Below are 17,017 nucleotides of genomic sequence, written 5' to 3' on the forward strand. Positions count from 1 at the left end.
GCGGACAAAAGGGTGACGATCTTTCACCGGCCTGCGTCCGGCAGGAGGGGCGCTACAGCAACGCGGCGGTTTCGGTCAGCACCTGTTCGCACCACTGCTCTACACGCTCATCAGTGATCTCAAACTGATTCACATCATCCAGCGCCAGACCCACAAACTGTGAACCATCGGCACTGAGCGGTTTTGGACTGGTGAACTCATAGCCTTCAAGCGGCCAGTAACCGACAAAACGCACGCCCATCGGCTTCAGCAGATCGTGCAGCATTCCGAGCGCATCTAAAAACCACTCGCCATAGCCAATCTGATCGCCCATGCCATATAGCGCGACGATCTTATTCTGCAGGTTCAGCGCGGGGAGCTGTGACCAGATCGCCTCCCAGTCCTCCTGCAGCTCACCGAAATCCCAGGTCGGGATGCCCATGATCAGCAAGTCGTACTGCTCCATCAGGCGCGGATCATCATCTTTCACGTTGTGCAGCGTCACTAACTCTTCGCCAATGAAATCGCGAATTTTCTCCGCTACGATTTCGGTGTAACAGGTACTGGAACCGTAAAAAAGACCGATTTTCATGCAGATAACACTCTGTAAATACTGACTCTGGCGCAATTGTACCAGAAGCGCTGCTGAATCAGGCATAATGAGCATGATTTTACACCAGACGGCGGAGTTAACGTGCAGGACAGCGAACTGACAGAACAGTTTCTCGATGCGCTCTGGATTGAACGCAATCTGGCGCAGAACACGCTCGCCTCCTATCGTCAGGATCTGCAGACGCTGACCGGCTGGCTGGCGCATCACGGGCTGACACTTCTCAGCGTGACGCCGCTGGATCTGCAGCAGTTTCTGGCCGAACGGCTGGAGGGCGGCTACAAGGCGACCAGCTCAGCGCGTCTGCTGAGCGCGATGCGTCGCCTGTTTCAGTATCTTTACCGCGAAAAGCTGCGCCCGGACGATCCCAGCGCGCTGCTTTCCGCGCCGAAACTGCCACAGCGGCTGCCGAAAGATCTCACTGAGGCGCAGGTTGAACGGCTGCTGCAGGCGCCCGATCCTAATATTCCGCTGGAGCTGCGTGACAAGGCGATGCTGGAGCTGCTCTACGCCACCGGACTGCGCGTTTCCGAACTGACCGGCCTGACGCTCAGCGATATCAGCCTGCGCCAGGGCGTCGTCCGCGTCATCGGTAAAGGGGATAAGGAGCGTCTGGTGCCTTTAGGTGAAGAAGCGGTTTACTGGCTGGAGCAATATATGGAACATGGTCGCCCGTGGCTGCTTAATGGCCAGACGCTGGACGTGATGTTTCCCAGCAACCGGGCGCAGCAGATGACGCGGCAGACCTTCTGGCACCGCATCAAGCATTACGCCACGCTGGCGGGCATCGACAGCGAAAAGTTATCGCCACATGTGATGCGCCATGCCTTTGCGACCCATCTGCTGAACCACGGTGCCGATCTGCGTGTCGTACAGATGCTGCTGGGACACAGCGATCTCTCCACCACCCAGATTTATACGCATGTTGCGACTGAGCGCCTGCGTCAGTTGCATCAACAACACCATCCGCGGGCCTGACCCGCGGCCATAAGGACAAAAATGAACAAGCATTTCGCGATGCTGGCCCTGTTAGCCAGCGCCTTTTCCGGCCTGGCCCATGCCGATGACAGCGCCATTCAGCAATCACTTAAAAAGCTCGGTCTGAACCAGACTGAAATCAGTCCGTCACCGCTGCCCGGTTTCAAAACCGTGCTCTCGGAAAGCGGTGTGCTCTACGTTACCGATGACGGCAAACATATGATCCAGGGGCCGCTCTACGATGTCAGCGGCAAACAGCCGGTCAACGTCACAAACCAGTTGCTGGACAAAAAGGTTGAGGCGCTGGTGCCGGAAATGATCGTGTATAAAGCGCCGAAAGAGCAGCATGTGATTACGGTCTTTACCGATATCACCTGTGGTTACTGCCACAAGCTGCACGAGCAGATGGCCGACTACAACGCGCTGGGCATTACCGTGCGCTACCTGGCGTTCCCGCGTGAAGGTCTGAACGGTCAGATTGAGCCGGCGATGAAGGCGATCTGGTGCAGTGCTGACCGCAACAAAGCGTTTGACGAGGCGATGAAAGGCAATGCGCCGAAGATGGCCGCCCCGGACAGTTGCAAAATCGACATTGCGCAGCACTATAAACTGGGTGTGCTGTTCGGCATCCAGGGCACCCCGGCGATGCTCACGGACACTGGCATGATGATCCCGGGCTATCAGTCGCCGCAGGAGCTGAAGCAGGTGCTCGACAATCAGAAGCGTGGTGGTTAATCGGTGGTAAAACAGGATGTGGAACTCCGTCGCCGTGAGGTGACGGTCGACGATGCGCTACCGGCCACTCTACCGCCGCTGCTGAAACGACTCTATCTGCAACGCGGCGTGCGTGACGCCGCCGAGCTGGAGCGTGGTGCCAGAAATCTGCTGCCGTTTCAGTCCCTGAGCGGGATTGATAACGCGGTGGCGCTGCTGCATGAGGCGCTGCTGGATGGGCGTCGTATTATGGTGGTGGGCGACTTCGATGCCGATGGCGCAACCAGCACCGCGCTGACAGTAATGGCGCTGCGCAGCATGGGCGGCAGCAATGTGCAGTATCTGGTGCCCAATCGTTTTGAAGATGGCTATGGCCTCAGCCCGGAAGTGGTTGAGCAGGCGCGCGCGCGCGGTGCCGCGATGATCCTGACGGTCGACAATGGCATCTCCTCTCACGCCGGAGTGGCGTGCGCGCATCAGTATGGCATTCCGGTTCTGATCACCGACCACCATCTGCCGGGCGAGACGCTGCCTGCCGCAGAGGCGATCGTCAATCCCAATCTGCCCGACTGCGACTTCCCCTCGCGCGCCCTCGCCGGTGTTGGCGTTGCGTTCTATCTGATGCTGGCCCTGCGCGCCCACTTACGCACGCAGGGCTGGTTTGGTGCCACCCGCGCGGAACCTAATCTGGCGGAGATGCTGGACCTGGTGGCGCTCGGCACGGTCGCCGATGTGGTGCCGCTCGACGTGAATAACCGCATCCTGGTGTGGCAGGGGCTCAGCCGGATTCGGGCCGGGAAATGCCGGCCAGGCATCCGTGCGCTGCTGGAGATTGCCAATCGCGATGCCCGCCAGTTAGCGGCCAGCGATCTGGGTTTTGCACTGGGACCCCGTCTCAACGCCGCAGGACGCCTGGACGACATGTCGGTGGGCGTGGCGCTGTTAATGACGGAGGATCTCAGCCAGGCACGGATGCTGGCCAGTGAGCTGGATGCGCTCAATCAGACCCGAAAAGAGATCGAGCAGGGTATGCAGAGCGAAGCGCTGGCGCTCTGTCAGGCGCTGGAGCGTGAACAGCGCGATCTGCCGCTGGGACTGGCTTTCTATCATCCTGAGTGGCATCAGGGCGTAGTGGGGATCCTTGCGTCACGCCTGAAAGAGCGTTTTCACCGCCCGGTGATCGCCTTTGCCCCAGCGGGCGATGGCACGCTGAAAGGTTCGGGCCGCTCAATTGCCGGTCTGCACCTGCGCGATGCCCTGGAACGTCTGGATACGCTCAACCCAGGGCTGATGCTGAAGTTTGGCGGTCACGCGATGGCTGCAGGCCTGTCGCTGGAGACTGAGCGCTACGAGGAGTTTCGTCAGCGCTTTGCCGATCTGGTGGGCGAGTGGCTGGATGGGGAATCCCTGCAGGGCATCATCTGGTCAGATGGCGCGCTGCAGCCGCAGGAGTTTTCGCTGCAGACGGCGGAGATGCTGCGCGAAGCCGGTCCCTGGGGCCAGTCTTTCCCGGAACCGGCGTTCGACGGCAAATTTAAGCTGCTGCAACAGCGGCTGGTAGGGGGGCGGCATCTGAAAGTAATGGTCGAGCCGCTGGATGGTGGGCCGCTGATCGACGGTATCGCCTTTAATGTTGATACCACGCTGTGGCCTGACAGCAGCGTTCGCCAGGTCGAACTGGCCTATAAACTGGATATCAATGAGTATCGCGGCAATCGCTCGGTGCAGCTGATCATCGATCATCTCTGGCCCCTGAGCTAAATCAGCCTGACGCGCGCGCCGCCAGACATCGCGGACCGCGCGTGGGGCCGATTACCCTTCCTTAGCCGCAGCGAATAACGAAATGGCGTCATAACCTGATGCCGGATGGGGCAGGTCACGCCGGCACGGCATCAGCCCGCTGTCTCAGCGCTACAATCTGCCGACAGTTTCGGGTAAACTTGAACGTTAATTTTCCTGTCCCATCGAACATAAGAAAGACGCCAAAGCCATGTTTGAAATCAACCCGGTCAAAAATCGTATTCAGGACCTCAGTGAGCGCAGCGACGTTCTTCGGGGGTATCTTTGACTACGATGCCAAGAAAGAACGCCTCGAAGAAGTAAACGCGGAGCTGGAACAGCCCGATGTCTGGAACGAGCCTGAGCGAGCCCAGGCGCTGGGCAAAGAGCGCTCCTCGCTGGAAGCGATCGTACAGACGCTGGAGCAGATGTCTCAGGGTCTGGAAGATGTGCAGGGCCTGCTTGAGCTGGCCGTCGAAGCGGAAGATGAAGAGACCTTCAACGAAGCCGTTGCCGAGCTGGATGGCCTTGAGAGTAAGCTGGGCGAGCTGGAGTTCCGCCGCATGTTCTCCGGCCAGTATGACAGCGCCGACTGTTACATCGATCTGCAGGCCGGTTCCGGCGGCACTGAAGCGCAGGACTGGGCCAGCATGCTGATGCGTATGTATCTGCGCTGGGCAGAAGCCAAAGGCTTCAAAACCGAAATTATCGAAGAGTCTGAAGGTGAAGTCGCAGGCATTAAATCTGTGACCATTCGTGTGTCAGGCGACTACGCCTTTGGCTGGTTGCGGACCGAAACGGGGGTGCATCGCCTGGTGCGTAAGAGCCCGTTCGACTCCGGCGGCCGTCGTCACACCTCCTTCAGCTCCGCCTTTATCTATCCGGAAGTGGATGACGATATCGACATCGACATCAACCCGGCCGATCTGCGTATTGACGTTTACCGCGCCTCCGGTGCGGGTGGTCAGCACGTTAACCGGACAGAATCTGCGGTACGTATTACCCATATTCCAACCGGCACCGTGACCCAGTGTCAGAACGATCGCTCTCAGCACAAGAACAAAGATCAGGCGATGAAGCAGATGAAAGCGAAGCTGTATGAGCTTGAGATGCAGAAGAAAAATGCTGAGAAACAGGCGCTGGAGGACAACAAGTCCGACATCGGTTGGGGAAGTCAGATTCGTTCTTACGTTCTCGATGATGCACGCATCAAAGATCTGCGCACCGGCGTAGAAACACGTAACACCCAGGCGGTGCTGGACGGCGATCTGGATCGATTCATTGAAGCTAGTTTAAAAGCAGGGTTATAAGGAACCGACATGTCTGAACAAGAACCGCAGAGCGCTGATGCCGCCGTAGAGTTAAATAACGAACTGAAAACGCGTCGCGAAAAGCTGAGCGTACTGCGTGCAAACGGTGTGGCGTTCCCTAACGATTTCCGTCGCGACAGCCTCTCAAATCAACTGCATGAGCGCTACGACGAGAAGAGCAACGAGGAGCTGGAAGATCTCGGGATCGAAGTCAGCGTTGCCGGACGCATGATGACCCGTCGTATCATGGGCAAAGCCTCGTTCGTAACGCTGCAGGATGTGGGTGGTCGCATTCAGCTCTACGTTGCCCGTGACGATCTGGCGGAAGGTATCTACAACGAGCAGTTCAAAAAGTGGGATCTCGGCGATATTCTCGGCGCACGCGGCAGACTGTTCAAAACCAAAACCGGCGAACTGTCGATTCACTGTTCTGAGCTGCGCCTGCTGACCAAAGCTCTTCGTCCGCTGCCAGACAAGTTCCACGGCCTGGCCGATCAGGAAACCCGTTACCGTCAGCGTTACCTCGATCTCATCGCCAATGATGAATCGCGCAACACCTTCAAAATTCGTTCGCAGATCATGGCTGGCATCCGTCAGTTCATGGTGGGCCGCGACTTTATGGAAGTGGAAACCCCGATGATGCAGGTGATCCCGGGCGGCGCGTCTGCGCGTCCTTTCATCACCCATCACAATGCGCTGGATATCGACATGTATCTGCGTATTGCGCCGGAGCTTTACCTGAAGCGTCTGGTGGTAGGCGGATTCGATCGTGTGTTCGAGATCAACCGTAACTTCCGTAACGAAGGCATTTCGCCACGCCATAACCCTGAGTTCACCATGATGGAACTCTATATGGCCTACGCGGATTACAAAGATCTGATCGAACTGACCGAAAGCCTGTTCCGTACCCTGGCGCAGGATGTGCTGGGCAGCACGGTCGTGCCATACGGTGAGCAGGAGTTTGACTTCGGTAAGCCGTTTGAAAAACTGACCATGCGCGAAGCGATCAAGAAATATCGTCCGGAAACGGACCTGGCCGACCTGGAAGATTTCGACAAAGCGGTAGCGATTGCAGAGTCACTGCATATCAAAGTCGAGAAGAGCTGGGGCCTGGGCCGTGTCGTCACGGAGATCTTCGAAGAGACGGCAGAAGCGCATCTGATCCAGCCAACCTTCATCACCGAATATCCGGCTGAGGTCTCTCCGCTGGCGCGTCGTAACGATGTGAACCCTGAAATCACCGATCGTTTTGAGTTCTTTATTGGTGGTCGCGAAATCGGTAACGGCTTCTCCGAGCTGAACGATGCCGAAGATCAGGCAGAACGTTTCCTGCAGCAGGTGAATGCCAAAGATGCGGGTGACGACGAAGCGATGTTCTACGACGAAGACTACGTTACCGCACTCGAACATGGTCTGCCGCCAACGGCCGGTCTGGGTATCGGGATTGACCGCATGGTGATGCTGTTTACCAACAGCCACACTATTCGCGACGTAATCCTTTTCCCGGCACTGCGTCCGGGCAGCAAGTAATTACTTCCAGAGCAAAATAATGCTGCACCTGAAAAGTCTCCGGCAGACTTTTCGGGGTGCAGCTTCTGTCCCGTTTCACCCCTCCTTTTTTGCGCTTTACGCATCCTCCTCGTTGCTTTCCGTGGATTAAAAATAGTTTATTGCTGATGTCCTGAAAGTGTATATATCAGATGAGCAGCCTCATAAAGAGAATGCCAGTTAGCGTTTATCTCTCCTCATGGCGGTCTCATTTGACAATTATCAGGCCAGAAAGCCCGTCCCCGTGAACCTCAAACAATACCTTCCCACCAGTGGAACTTAGAATTAGCATTTAATTTTATATCAGAAGTTATAAAAAATTTTCCCGGACAGGTGTGATGTGAAAAGAGGGTGATGATGGGTATTTATTGTAACCTCATGATTAATTTTGGCATTTTCAGTAGAGGAGAGAAGACGCATTGGCCAGGTTTGTCATTAACAGATAATAATAGACCCAATTAAGTATTGAATGTTAAATCCATCAGAGCATTTTTATCTCACAGAGAAATAAAAATAATAATAAAATAGCTCAGCCATTAAAGCCTGAAAACTTTAATGTTCCGGGGACGTTATCAATTATAATAAATAGTATAAAGGGTTAGCCATGACGAATAACGAAGTGTTTATTCTTGGTGATGATAAATTTTTAATTAATGGAATTAATGAAGTTCTGAGAACGAATTTTGCCGGACGAAAATATCGCTTCACAATCAGACAGGTTACGCTACTGGAGTTGATGAAAGCGGATGTTAACTATAAAAAAAGAAAGAAGTACAGCATTGCGCTTGTGCCTGCGCACATCTATGAAACGCTCTATATCTTTACGGGCATGGAAAACATCAGGCTGGTTCCGGGGAATATCAAAGTAGATGATATCTCTTCGCTAATCGGTGAGATATCAATAGCTGATGCTGCTCAGCGTCCTGAAAACGGCGACCGCAGCCTTTGCCTGACGGCCAGGGAAAGACGCTATTGCTATCTGCTATATCGCGGAATATCTAACAAAAAAATCGCCCGCTACTTTCAGTGCACTGAAAAGAACATCAGCTATCTCAAAAGAAAAATAATGTCTAAATGGCAGTGTAAAAATAGTCTCGATTTCTATAAAACCATAAACTATTTCTATAACCACACGGATAGTGGTGACGCCCGGGGCGGTACACTGTAAATCATCCTCAAAGTGGCTCTGCTTAGCATCAGCCTGAAATCAGAGGCCAGCCTTGATCATGGCTGATGCTGAGCAGAATAAACTCTCCTCTCTCCTCTCTCCTCTCTCGTCTCTCCTCTCTCGTCTCCGTCTGCCACCACTCCTGCCTGTATCACCCGGACACGTATGTCCGGAATTAAAGCGTCAGGGATCCCGGTATGGAACGCATTCCTGATAGCATAGATTCACACGCCCCTTGCCGGAAATTCTTGCAGCACCGATGACTGTTCTTTCTCTCAATTGTCTGCTCTTTTCTGAAGAGCAAGCTGGCAGGCACTGAACTTCTCTTTTTTTTCTTAATCTGGCAGAGCGCACACCCTTCTTCCTCCATCAAAGCTAATTCAGCACGTTGACGCCACAACGTAAAAAAGCGACTAAAAACTCTGTTATAACGTTGCTTTTCACCGTTACGCTGATAATTATTTCAATGTTTCGCTTCCTGGATTGAGATTCTGACTGAAACTACTTAAGAATGTCATTAATTACCAGCGCGCATCGAGCGCGAAATCAGCGCAGAAAATGACAGGGAAAATTAACATAATATTAATTTCTGTTCTGGTTTGAGAAATGGTTAAGTGAGATTGTCAGGGTGAGTTTTGGTGAGCTGTTTTAAGAAGGTGGCTTAATCGGACTTTCCTTTGTAAGTTCATGAAATTATATCGCGAAAGTTCTTAAATGGCAGGTGTGCATTTTTTCCTTTCGGCCATATTTCAATTTTTTGAATTATCGGTGTTTTTACTCACTCCATTCTCATTTTGCAATCGGCCCGCAGGTTATCACTTTTCTATCTGGATAATTCCTGGATAAATACTGTTTTGTAGAGTCCGGTCTGGCAGGTATAAATGTCGCCGTTAAGGGAGGTAAAGAATTGTATAGCTGCTTCATGGATACGCTTTACCACCGAATCTGACATGGAAAGTAAGATTTACTCATTAATAAATCCGCTTTCTGTTTAACAACGCGTATTTCACTTTGTATTAACAATTTTAAGGATGTTATAAATGAAAAAGCTTCAACTGGCAATGGCTCTGGGTATGGCTCTGGCGAGCGGTAGCGTATTTGCAGCTAATCAGGGACACGGTACTGTAAATTTCAAAGGTGAAATTATCGACGCGCCGTGCTCTATTTCTGCGGATAGCGTTGAGCAGACGGTTGACCTGGGACAGGTTACCAGCTCAGCACTGGCTAAAGGTGGTAAATCTCAGCCTAGAGAATTCCGCATCAAGCTGGAAGACTGCGATGTCACCGGTTTAACGAAGAAAACAGTGACAGCGACCTTTACGGGTAAAGCCGCGAGCTTTGACAGCACCTCAACATTGCTGGCGCTGAGTGGAACAGCATCTGGCGCAGCCATTGCAATTACTGACAACGACGATAAAGCAATTAAACTGGGTACCCCTTCAACAGCGTATACCTTTGTTAACGCTTCTACTGAAGCCAACCTGCTCTATTCTGCTTATCTGCAGGGTGCAGCAGATAACACGGCTAACCCAATTGTGCCTGGTCAATTTACCAGCGTAGCTAACTTCACGTTAGCCTACGAATAAGCATATTTACGCAAAGAAACAGGCGATAAAACGCCTGTTTCTTTTCAGGGAAGATATGTGCATTAATGCACCGGGTAATAATTAATATGAGAATTTTTCTCGCCTATTTAATTCTCCTGGCGGTGTTCAGTCAGGTTCCGTCTGTCAGTGCAGCTACTCAGGGACATGGCAATGTTCATATTCTTGGTTCGATCATTGATACGCCTTGCGGGATCTCTTCAGAAAGTCGTTATCAGAGCGTAGATCTATCTACTCTTCCTGTCAGTACAATAATAAATGATGGCGCAGGGCCTTCTAAGCCATTCAGGATAAGTTTATCAGATTGTTTACTGCCCGGCGTTTTAAATAGCAGCAATAGCGGGGTGAAATTTTCAATAACTTTTAATGGAAAAAAGAGTGAGCATTCTCTTTTTAGTGTTGAAGGTGAAGGTAGTGGCGTCGGAATAGAAATCACAGATAAAGCAGGAAATGTAGCTGAGCCGGGCAAAGCAATGCCAGCCTATACGCTTGAGCCTGACAGCATGGACCTGGAGTTCAATATGCGTTTGAAGGCGAATGAAAGGGCAATCAATCCAGGGGATTATCAGAGCACCATTAGTTTCAAAATGGATTATTACTGATGAATGGAAAACGTAAAAGAACTGATTCGCGGTATATGAAAGGTCAACTGAAGCCTCTTTTCATCAGTATTTTATTAGCTTTAAGCGGGAATTTTTATGCTGAAGCCTCGGAAGAAATCAGCGGACAGGATATTCAGTTTAATACCGATGTTCTGGATGTCAGTGACAGAAAGCATATTGACCTGAGTCATTTTGCCCGGGCCGGTTATGTCATGCCCGGAAAATATACTATGACCCTCAGGGTTAATCACCATGAATTGAATGAAGTCAATGTGGTATTCCGGGCACCTGAAAATGATCCAAAGGGGAGTGAACCCTGTATCACGGCTGCTATCGCTTCACAAATCGGTCTGAAAAGTAAGATGAATAAGCAGCTGACCTGGACGAATGGTGGCTCCTGTATCGACCTTTCGTCTCTGCCCGGCGCAAAGGTGACGGGAAACCTGAGCGATAATACGCTGGATATCTCTATTCCTCAGGCCTATATCGAATACATTGCTGATAACTGGGATCCGCCTTCACGCTGGGACCAGGGGATCCCGGGATTTATCCTCGACTACAACATGAATGCGCGCAGTAACACTCAATCTGAGAACAAGAAAAATGAACAGGATCTGAGTGGGAATGGCATTGTCGGCTTTAATGCGGGGCCATGGCGTTTAAGAGGTGACTGGCAGGGAAATTACAACCATACCACTGGCGCTAATCAGTCCTCTCAACACAGACTGCGCATGAGCCGCTACTATATGTATCGCGCCATCGGTGAATTGCGTGCAAAACTCACCATGGGTGAAAATTATCTTTTTTCAGATATTTTCGATAGCTTCCGGTATATCGGTGCAAGCCTGATATCCGATGACAGCATGTTGCCACCCAATTTGCGTGGCTATGCGCCTGAAGTCAGCGGTGTGGCAAAAACCGATGCTAAAGTGACGGTGATGCAACAGGGGCGTGTTCTGTATGAAACCCAGGTGCCTGCCGGCCCTTTCCGCATACAGGATTTAAGTTCAGCCGTATCAGGTACGCTTGATGTTCAGGTCAGAGAGCAGGATGGAAGTGTACGTACTTTTAGTGTCAATACTTCCAATATTCCTTATCTTACCCGGCCGGGACTGGTGCGTTATAAAATGGCTGTCGGTAAACCCTCAGATTATTCCCGGAAAACGCGCGGGCCCGCTTTTGCTAATGGGGAGTTTTCATGGGGGGTGAATAATGGCTGGTCGCTGTATGGCGGCTCTCTCTTTGGTGGCGATTACAGTGCATTATCCGCAGGGGTAGGGCGTGATTTATTGGCCTTTGGCGCGCTTTCCTTTGACGTAACACAATCCCGGGCCAGGTTTAACCATCGTTCCGATAAAACAGGGGAGTCCTATAAGCTAAGTTATTCAAAAAGATTTGAGGAAATTGATAGTCAGGTAACATTTGCAGGCTACCGGTTTTCTGAGCGTGATTATCTGAGCATGAGCCAATACCTTGAATTACGCTACAACGGAACCAATTACGGTCAGGGCAAAGAACTTTATACGTTAACATTTAATAAACAGTTTCAATCAATAGGTCTGGGCAGCTATATCAATTACAGTCATCAGACTTACTGGGACAGACCAGCAACAGAAAGCTATAACTTTTCGCTGGCAAAATATTTTGACTTTATGAAGTTAAAAAATATCAGCCTGAATATGACTGGTTATCGTTCTGTTTATCATAATACCCATGATGATGGGGCATATATGATGCTGACGATTCCGTGGGGAAATGGTGGTTCAATAGGTTACGATGGCCAGTATTATCGTGGCGGTTCTGCTCACTCTGTTAGTTTGAATGATCGTATAGATAATAACAGTAACTATCAGGTGAGTGCTGGCGTGGGTTCAGACGGTCACTCCAGTATCAGTGGTTATTATACGCATGATGGCGATTTGGCGAGTATGACTGCCAACGCCAGCTACACTGACAGTCATTATAGCGCCGTGGGAATGTCTCTTCAGGGGGGGCTTACCGCTACAGCTAAAGGTATGGCATTACATCGTGTTAACACGGTAGGCGCCACGCGTATGATGATCGACACCGATGGTGTCGCAGATGTGCCGTTAGTGGGTAACGGCGGGATAAATCACAGTAATGCAATGGGAAAAGCGGTCATTGGTGATTTAAACAGTTATTACCGCAGTAGTGTCCATATCGATCTTGATAAATTATCAGACAATATGGACGCTCCCCGTTCTGTTGTTCAGGGAGCATTGACAGAAGGTGCAATTGGTTATCGCAGACTTGGGGTTGTAGCGGGCGAGAAAGCGATGGCGACCATTCGGTTGATTGATGGTTCATCTCCTCCATTTGGTGCAATAGTGGAAAACAGCCGAGGCTATCAGACGGGCATTGTCAACGATGATGGCAGCACATGGCTGACCGGGATAAATGCCGGAGAAAAAATGCATATAAAATGGGATGGACAGGAAAAGTGCAATATTACATTGCCAAAACCGTTACCCTCTTTATCTGGCGGGTTGCTTTTACCCTGCGAAGAGCCATCGGGAAAATAAGCTTTCTTTTGCATTACAAAGTGAGAATCGCTATGAAAATGAAGTTAATACCGGCTGCATTAATGAGCTTTTTTCTGGGCGCTATGCTGGTTCAGCAGGCAAATGCTGCTATTGCCCTTGACCGCACACGTATTATCTTCGATGGCGGCAGCAAATCGATGAGCCTGAATATCAGTAACAAAAATAAAGAACTGCCCTATCTGGCTCAGGGATGGATTGAAGATGCTGACGGTAATAAAATTGATTCACCTTTGATTTTGTTGCCCCCGTTGCAACGGGTCGAACCACAGGCTAAAAGTCAGATAAAAATCCAGTCACTGCCTGGAATAAATTTGCTTTCACAGAATAAGGAGACGCTTTTTTATTTTAACCTGCGCGAGATCCCTCCGCGCAGCAATAAACCCAATACGCTTCAGATTGCGTTGCAGACGCGTATAAAGATGTTCTATCGGCCGCACGCATTAGTGAAAAATTCATCAGAAATGATCGCTGTGTTTAAAGAAAAAGTCACACTGACTCGCGAAAATGGAAAGTATCGGGTAAATAATAGTTCGCCCTATTTTTTCACTGTGGCAGCGGCGGGTACAGGAAATAAAGAACTTTCTGAAGTAAAACCGACGATGATTGCACCGCAGAGTAATGCGGTACTGCCGGTCAGTGCAGAAAAAATGGGTAACGCGCCTGAAATCACCTTTATTAACGATTATGGCGGTCGGCCAAAATTGGTTTTCCATTGCAATGGAACAGAGTGTCGAGTAGGTGAGTATAAAGAAGGTTAATGCCGCGCGAACCAGGCGTTGATGACAAAATCAGGACCAGCATATGGATATCAGAACTTCTTATTCCCGCAGGGGACATGCCGTTCCGAAGATGCAAAAGGGTACAGGATTTAAAACGGCATTAATCATTTTCATTTCACTCCTGTTGTCACCTTTGAGCCGGGCGAACGATTTTAGCCAGGTTGAGGGTGAATCAGGGACGCTTTATGTGACCGGCGCACTGACCCAGGGAGCATGCCGGCTTGAAATGCAGAGTGCCTGGCAACAAATCAACCTGGGCACTCTGGTAACGGGAGATTTTACCTCGTTGGGTCAGCGCGGTGAAGCTATACCGTTCCAGTTAATTCTGCGTGATTGCTTATCAGCAGGTGGCCATCTTCAGGATGCCATCAAGGGAGGAACAACATGGGACAGCAAACAGCCTGTTGTTTCCGTCTCATTTATTGCGCCTGCGGATTCGGATACGCCGGAACTGGTCAGGGTAGAGGGCGCACAGGGCCTGGGCTTACGTTTGCTTGATAATCAACAACGCAATGTACGACTGGGTTACCGCAGCGAGCCACTTTTTGTTGCACCCTATCATGATGCACTGACCTGGTATGTCGTCCCTGAACGAACCTCAGCGCCGTTAGTTGTCGGTCCTTTTACTGCGACCGTTAATTTTCGGTTGAATTACGATTGAGGATATTTTATGTCTGAAGAGTATGGCGGAAAGAGATCGATATTTTCGGATCTCCCTCTTTTTACCAGGAAGATCGCTATTTTTCTGGGATGTATACTGGTCCCGCTTCTCAGTGCGCAGGGCGCCGTTACTGTCAATCCTGTTCCTGTCAATATTACAGGAACAGTTATCGCCACCGCATCCTGTACGTTCGGAAGCGATAAACTGATTCAGATTGAATTTGGTGATGTATTCATTAATCAAATCAGCGGTGACTATTATAAAAAGGCCGTTGACTATTCCCTGAGCTGCAAAGGTGACGCGGACGGAAAAACAATCAAAATGGAATGGATTGGAGAAGCCGCTTCTTTTGACAGCACGCTTTTAACCACGGATGTCAATGGATTAGGGATAAAATTGCTTCAGGATAGTCAAAAGGTAAGTCCAAATACATGGTTTACGATTAATGCAGCTTCGCCTCCTGCTCTGGATGTTGTACTGGTTAAAAATTCGGGTGCTAAATTTAGTAATGGACAGGAATTCAACGCTTCGGCAACCCTGAAAGTGGACTATTTATAAGGACTCATTACGATGGACGCCCGGCTTCATACGCTGTTAACAAAGTACATCAGTGTAATAGCGATAATTTTTTTTGTTATTCCCTTTTGCTTTGCCGTTCAGACGGGGGATACCCTTGACGTTAAAATTCACGGCACGCTTAAACGTAAACCCTGCCATATCAACAACGACGGGATGATTTATATTGAGTTTGGTAATGTGGGTATCAAAAAAATCGATGGGAAAAGATATATCCAGGATATCAATTACACACTTGAATGCGAAGATCCTGATGACTCAGCAAACCTGAAAATGACAGTGAAAGGCGCTCAGACATCTTATAATACGGGCGCTATTAACACCAATATTCCAGGGCTGGGGATTGGAATCTTACAGAATGGCTTGCCGGTAATCATTAATCAGCCGTTTGTTATAGATTACAATTCGCCTCCGGTGCTCAAGGCTGTGCCTGTCGCATCAGGTGTGACGTTGTATGAAGGCGCTTTTAATGCAACGGCCACATTGCTGGCGGAGTATGAGTAATGAAAAAAATATCATCCTGCTGTTTTAAAAGAACGAGAACCGGCAGATTGTTGACCCTTTTTTTACTGCTATTGATAAATTCAAGAGCCTATGGCGTAACCGATAACCTGAATTTTTCAGGCAATCTGGTTGCTGACCCCTGCGTGCTGGATCCTGAAACAGAAGTTATTGAACTGGATTTTGATACCATCATTGATAAATATCTCTACATTAATCAGCGTACGCATAGTCAGCCGTTCACTGTGCGCTTGCTGGAGTGCGATCTATCGCTGGGTACTACCGTGTCGTTGACATTTTCCGGGGCCGCAGACAGTGAATTGACGGACATGTTAGCAGTAACGGGCATGGCCAGGGGGATCGCTATTGGCTTGGAGACTACTGACGGTGTCATTTTACCCTTTAATAAGGCAACGCCTGCTTTTGAGCTCACTGCGGGTACTACTGAACTGGTCCTGAAAGGATATGTGCAGGGCAGACCAACCGCAATTCAGAATCGTTCAATCATCCGGGGTAAATTTAGCGCCGTTGCGACTTTTACACTTAATTATGAGTAGCCTGATAGTAAAGATACAGACGATTAGTGAGTGTTAATTTTATAAAAAAATGGCTGTTAAGATAGAAAAAAATGAGAGGTAAGTATGAATTTAATCAGGGCGGGCTGCTTTTTATCATTGAAATTATTATCTGTCTTTGTTTTTATTTTCTCTTTGAATAAAACTGCTCACGCTTACGATTTTGAGCTTATTGCCTGCTGGCCTAATCAGACTACCGCAGCAGATGTGCAATGCGGACCAGGCACATTTTTTATACTTCAGAAAATAAGCAATGCGCATGATTCTGTTCCTGTGCCTTATTCTCCCAGTGTAATGCAAATCTATCTCGCAAACTGTGTATCGGATACAAGCTGTACCAAACTGGTTGGCCCGGTGTATGAAAAGTCTATCTATCAGATTTCCAGAAACTGGGGAGAATTTGCCTCATATTTTGAAAATATGCCCTGGAATAACAAACTTACTGCGAATTTTGTCACAGGCCCTAACGCAGGGGGGACCGACAATAATGTCTGGGATGGCAGAGTTTATAAAGGGCTTTGCCTTAGCATTACCGGTGTAAACTACGTCTCAGGCTGGGCATTATGGGGAATCAACGCCGAATGGCCAAAAGGAACGGTACAGTGCTCAGCACCGATTAACCGTGTCGCCGCAGACAGTTGCAGTACCAGTACACCCAGCATTGATGTGGCGTTTGGGCCGCTGGAGCGTTCGGCGATCGGCACATTTCCGGGATCCGAAACGGACAAGACTAAGCCCTTTACGCTAAATTGTTCCGGCTCCAGTAAGCACGATTTTTCGGTAAAACTGAATATGACGCCTGTCTTCTGGTCGTCATCTCAGATAACAACCAGCAATCCTGCGCTGGGCGTCGCCGTTCGGGCGAATGGCGTCATACTGAATAATGGTTCCACTTTCACCATGAATGTTCCGGCGGGAGGATCCGCGACGACGAATCTGGTCTTCAGTGCACTCAGAAACCCTCTGGTTTCCGGTACCCGTATTGCTACGGGTGATTTTACGGCATCTGCCACACTTATTATTACTGAGCTTTAACTGAACCCAGTCAGCCCGCTGCATCGGGCGTTTT

16 protein-coding genes are annotated in these 17,017 nt (G+C 49.9%); 15 read left to right on the forward strand and 1 reads right to left on the reverse strand.

The genetic code is table 11. The features are described from left to right. Nucleotides 1–52: 52 nt before the first annotated feature. Nucleotides 53–571: a flavodoxin FldB gene (fldB, locus tag ACNY69_RS12230; RefSeq protein ID WP_293770417.1), complete on the reverse strand. Its 519-nt coding sequence runs from the start codon at nt 569–571 to the stop codon at nt 53–55. 102 nt (nt 572–673) lie between these two features. Between fldB and xerD the strand changes: the two genes are divergently transcribed. The 15 genes from xerD (at nt 674) to ACNY69_RS12305 (ending at nt 16,983) form a co-directional block, all read left to right on the forward strand. Then, on the forward strand, nt 674–1,567 hold the full coding sequence (gene xerD / locus ACNY69_RS12235) for a site-specific tyrosine recombinase XerD (protein ID WP_293770415.1): 894 nt from the start codon (nt 674–676) through the stop codon (nt 1,565–1,567). Between the two features lie 21 nt (nt 1,568–1,588). Further along, nucleotides 1,589–2,302 (forward strand): bifunctional protein-disulfide isomerase/oxidoreductase DsbC, encoded by a 714-nt coding sequence (dsbC, locus tag ACNY69_RS12240; protein WP_111142221.1) that lies wholly within the window; start codon nt 1,589–1,591, stop codon nt 2,300–2,302. A 3-nt stretch (nt 2,303–2,305) separates the two neighbouring features. Then, nucleotides 2,306–4,042, forward strand: coding sequence for a single-stranded-DNA-specific exonuclease RecJ (gene recJ, locus ACNY69_RS12245; protein ID WP_418798512.1), 1,737 nt, complete (start codon nt 2,306–2,308; stop codon nt 4,040–4,042). 229 nt (nt 4,043–4,271) lie between these two features. Beyond that, a protein-coding gene (prfB, locus tag ACNY69_RS12250) for a peptide chain release factor 2 (protein ID WP_111142219.1) occupies nt 4,272–5,370 on the forward strand; the annotation gives its coding sequence in 2 pieces (ribosomal slippage) (nt 4,272–4,346 and nt 4,348–5,370; 1,098 coding nt in all). A 9-nt stretch (nt 5,371–5,379) separates the two neighbouring features. Continuing rightward, complete coding sequence (lysS, locus tag ACNY69_RS12255; protein WP_293770414.1) at nt 5,380–6,900, forward strand: lysine--tRNA ligase; 1,521 nt, start codon at nt 5,380–5,382, stop codon at nt 6,898–6,900. 622 nt (nt 6,901–7,522) lie between these two features. Then, nucleotides 7,523–8,086, forward strand: coding sequence for a helix-turn-helix transcriptional regulator (locus ACNY69_RS12260; protein ID WP_111142274.1), 564 nt, complete (start codon nt 7,523–7,525; stop codon nt 8,084–8,086). Between the two features lie 1,040 nt (nt 8,087–9,126). Beyond that, the gene (locus ACNY69_RS12265; protein WP_111142268.1) at nt 9,127–9,672 is read left to right on the forward strand and encodes a fimbrial protein; all 546 of its coding nucleotides are present in this window, start codon (nt 9,127–9,129) and stop codon (nt 9,670–9,672) included. A gap of 86 nt (nt 9,673–9,758) precedes the next feature. Further along, nucleotides 9,759–10,292: a fimbrial protein gene (locus ACNY69_RS12270; RefSeq protein WP_158527502.1), complete on the forward strand. Its 534-nt coding sequence runs from the start codon at nt 9,759–9,761 to the stop codon at nt 10,290–10,292. After that, nucleotides 10,292–12,835 (forward strand): outer membrane usher protein, encoded by a 2,544-nt coding sequence (locus ACNY69_RS12275; RefSeq protein ID WP_293770413.1) that lies wholly within the window; start codon nt 10,292–10,294, stop codon nt 12,833–12,835. Before ACNY69_RS12270 ends, ACNY69_RS12275 begins: the two co-directional genes overlap by 1 nt. 32 nt (nt 12,836–12,867) lie before the next feature. Beyond that, entirely contained in the window at nt 12,868–13,614 is a 747-nt protein-coding gene (locus ACNY69_RS12280) for a fimbria/pilus periplasmic chaperone (protein WP_293770412.1), read from the forward strand. 43 nt (nt 13,615–13,657) lie between these two features. Then, complete coding sequence (locus ACNY69_RS12285) at nt 13,658–14,296, forward strand: fimbrial protein (protein ID WP_293770411.1); 639 nt, start codon at nt 13,658–13,660, stop codon at nt 14,294–14,296. Nucleotides 14,297–14,305: 9 nt separating this feature from the next. Then, nucleotides 14,306–14,854, forward strand: coding sequence for a fimbrial protein (locus ACNY69_RS12290; protein WP_418798516.1), 549 nt, complete (start codon nt 14,306–14,308; stop codon nt 14,852–14,854). 12 nt (nt 14,855–14,866) lie between these two features. Next, complete coding sequence (locus ACNY69_RS12295; protein ID WP_111141744.1) at nt 14,867–15,376, forward strand: fimbrial protein; 510 nt, start codon at nt 14,867–14,869, stop codon at nt 15,374–15,376. Beyond that, entirely contained in the window at nt 15,376–15,930 is a 555-nt protein-coding gene (locus ACNY69_RS12300; RefSeq protein ID WP_111141746.1) for a fimbrial protein, read from the forward strand. Before ACNY69_RS12295 ends, ACNY69_RS12300 begins: the two co-directional genes overlap by 1 nt. An 84-nt stretch (nt 15,931–16,014) precedes the next feature. Then, entirely contained in the window at nt 16,015–16,983 is a 969-nt protein-coding gene (locus tag ACNY69_RS12305) for a fimbrial protein (RefSeq protein ID WP_111141748.1), read from the forward strand. Nucleotides 16,984–17,017 lie beyond the last annotated feature (34 nt).

The sequence above is a fragment of the Pantoea graminicola genome, from assembly GCF_048452665.1.
Lineage (GTDB): Bacteria > Pseudomonadota > Gammaproteobacteria > Enterobacterales > Enterobacteriaceae > Pantoea.

Coding starts and splice junctions, on each gene's coding strand:
- fldB (WP_293770417.1), bottom strand. CDS start 571: ATGAAAATCGGTCTTTTTTACGGTTCCAGTACCTGTTACACCGAAATC.
- dsbC (WP_111142221.1), top strand. CDS start 1,589: ATGAACAAGCATTTCGCGATGCTGGCCCTGTTAGCCAGCGCCTTTTCC.
- lysS (WP_293770414.1), top strand. CDS start 5,380: ATGTCTGAACAAGAACCGCAGAGCGCTGATGCCGCCGTAGAGTTAAAT.
- ACNY69_RS12260 (WP_111142274.1), top strand. CDS start 7,523: ATGACGAATAACGAAGTGTTTATTCTTGGTGATGATAAATTTTTAATT.
- ACNY69_RS12265 (WP_111142268.1), top strand. CDS start 9,127: ATGAAAAAGCTTCAACTGGCAATGGCTCTGGGTATGGCTCTGGCGAGC.
- ACNY69_RS12270 (WP_158527502.1), top strand. CDS start 9,759: ATGAGAATTTTTCTCGCCTATTTAATTCTCCTGGCGGTGTTCAGTCAG.
- ACNY69_RS12275 (WP_293770413.1), top strand. CDS start 10,292: ATGAATGGAAAACGTAAAAGAACTGATTCGCGGTATATGAAAGGTCAA.
- ACNY69_RS12280 (WP_293770412.1), top strand. CDS start 12,868: ATGAAAATGAAGTTAATACCGGCTGCATTAATGAGCTTTTTTCTGGGC.
- ACNY69_RS12285 (WP_293770411.1), top strand. CDS start 13,658: ATGGATATCAGAACTTCTTATTCCCGCAGGGGACATGCCGTTCCGAAG.
- ACNY69_RS12290 (WP_418798516.1), top strand. CDS start 14,306: ATGTCTGAAGAGTATGGCGGAAAGAGATCGATATTTTCGGATCTCCCT.
- ACNY69_RS12295 (WP_111141744.1), top strand. CDS start 14,867: ATGGACGCCCGGCTTCATACGCTGTTAACAAAGTACATCAGTGTAATA.
- ACNY69_RS12300 (WP_111141746.1), top strand. CDS start 15,376: ATGAAAAAAATATCATCCTGCTGTTTTAAAAGAACGAGAACCGGCAGA.
- ACNY69_RS12305 (WP_111141748.1), top strand. CDS start 16,015: ATGAATTTAATCAGGGCGGGCTGCTTTTTATCATTGAAATTATTATCT.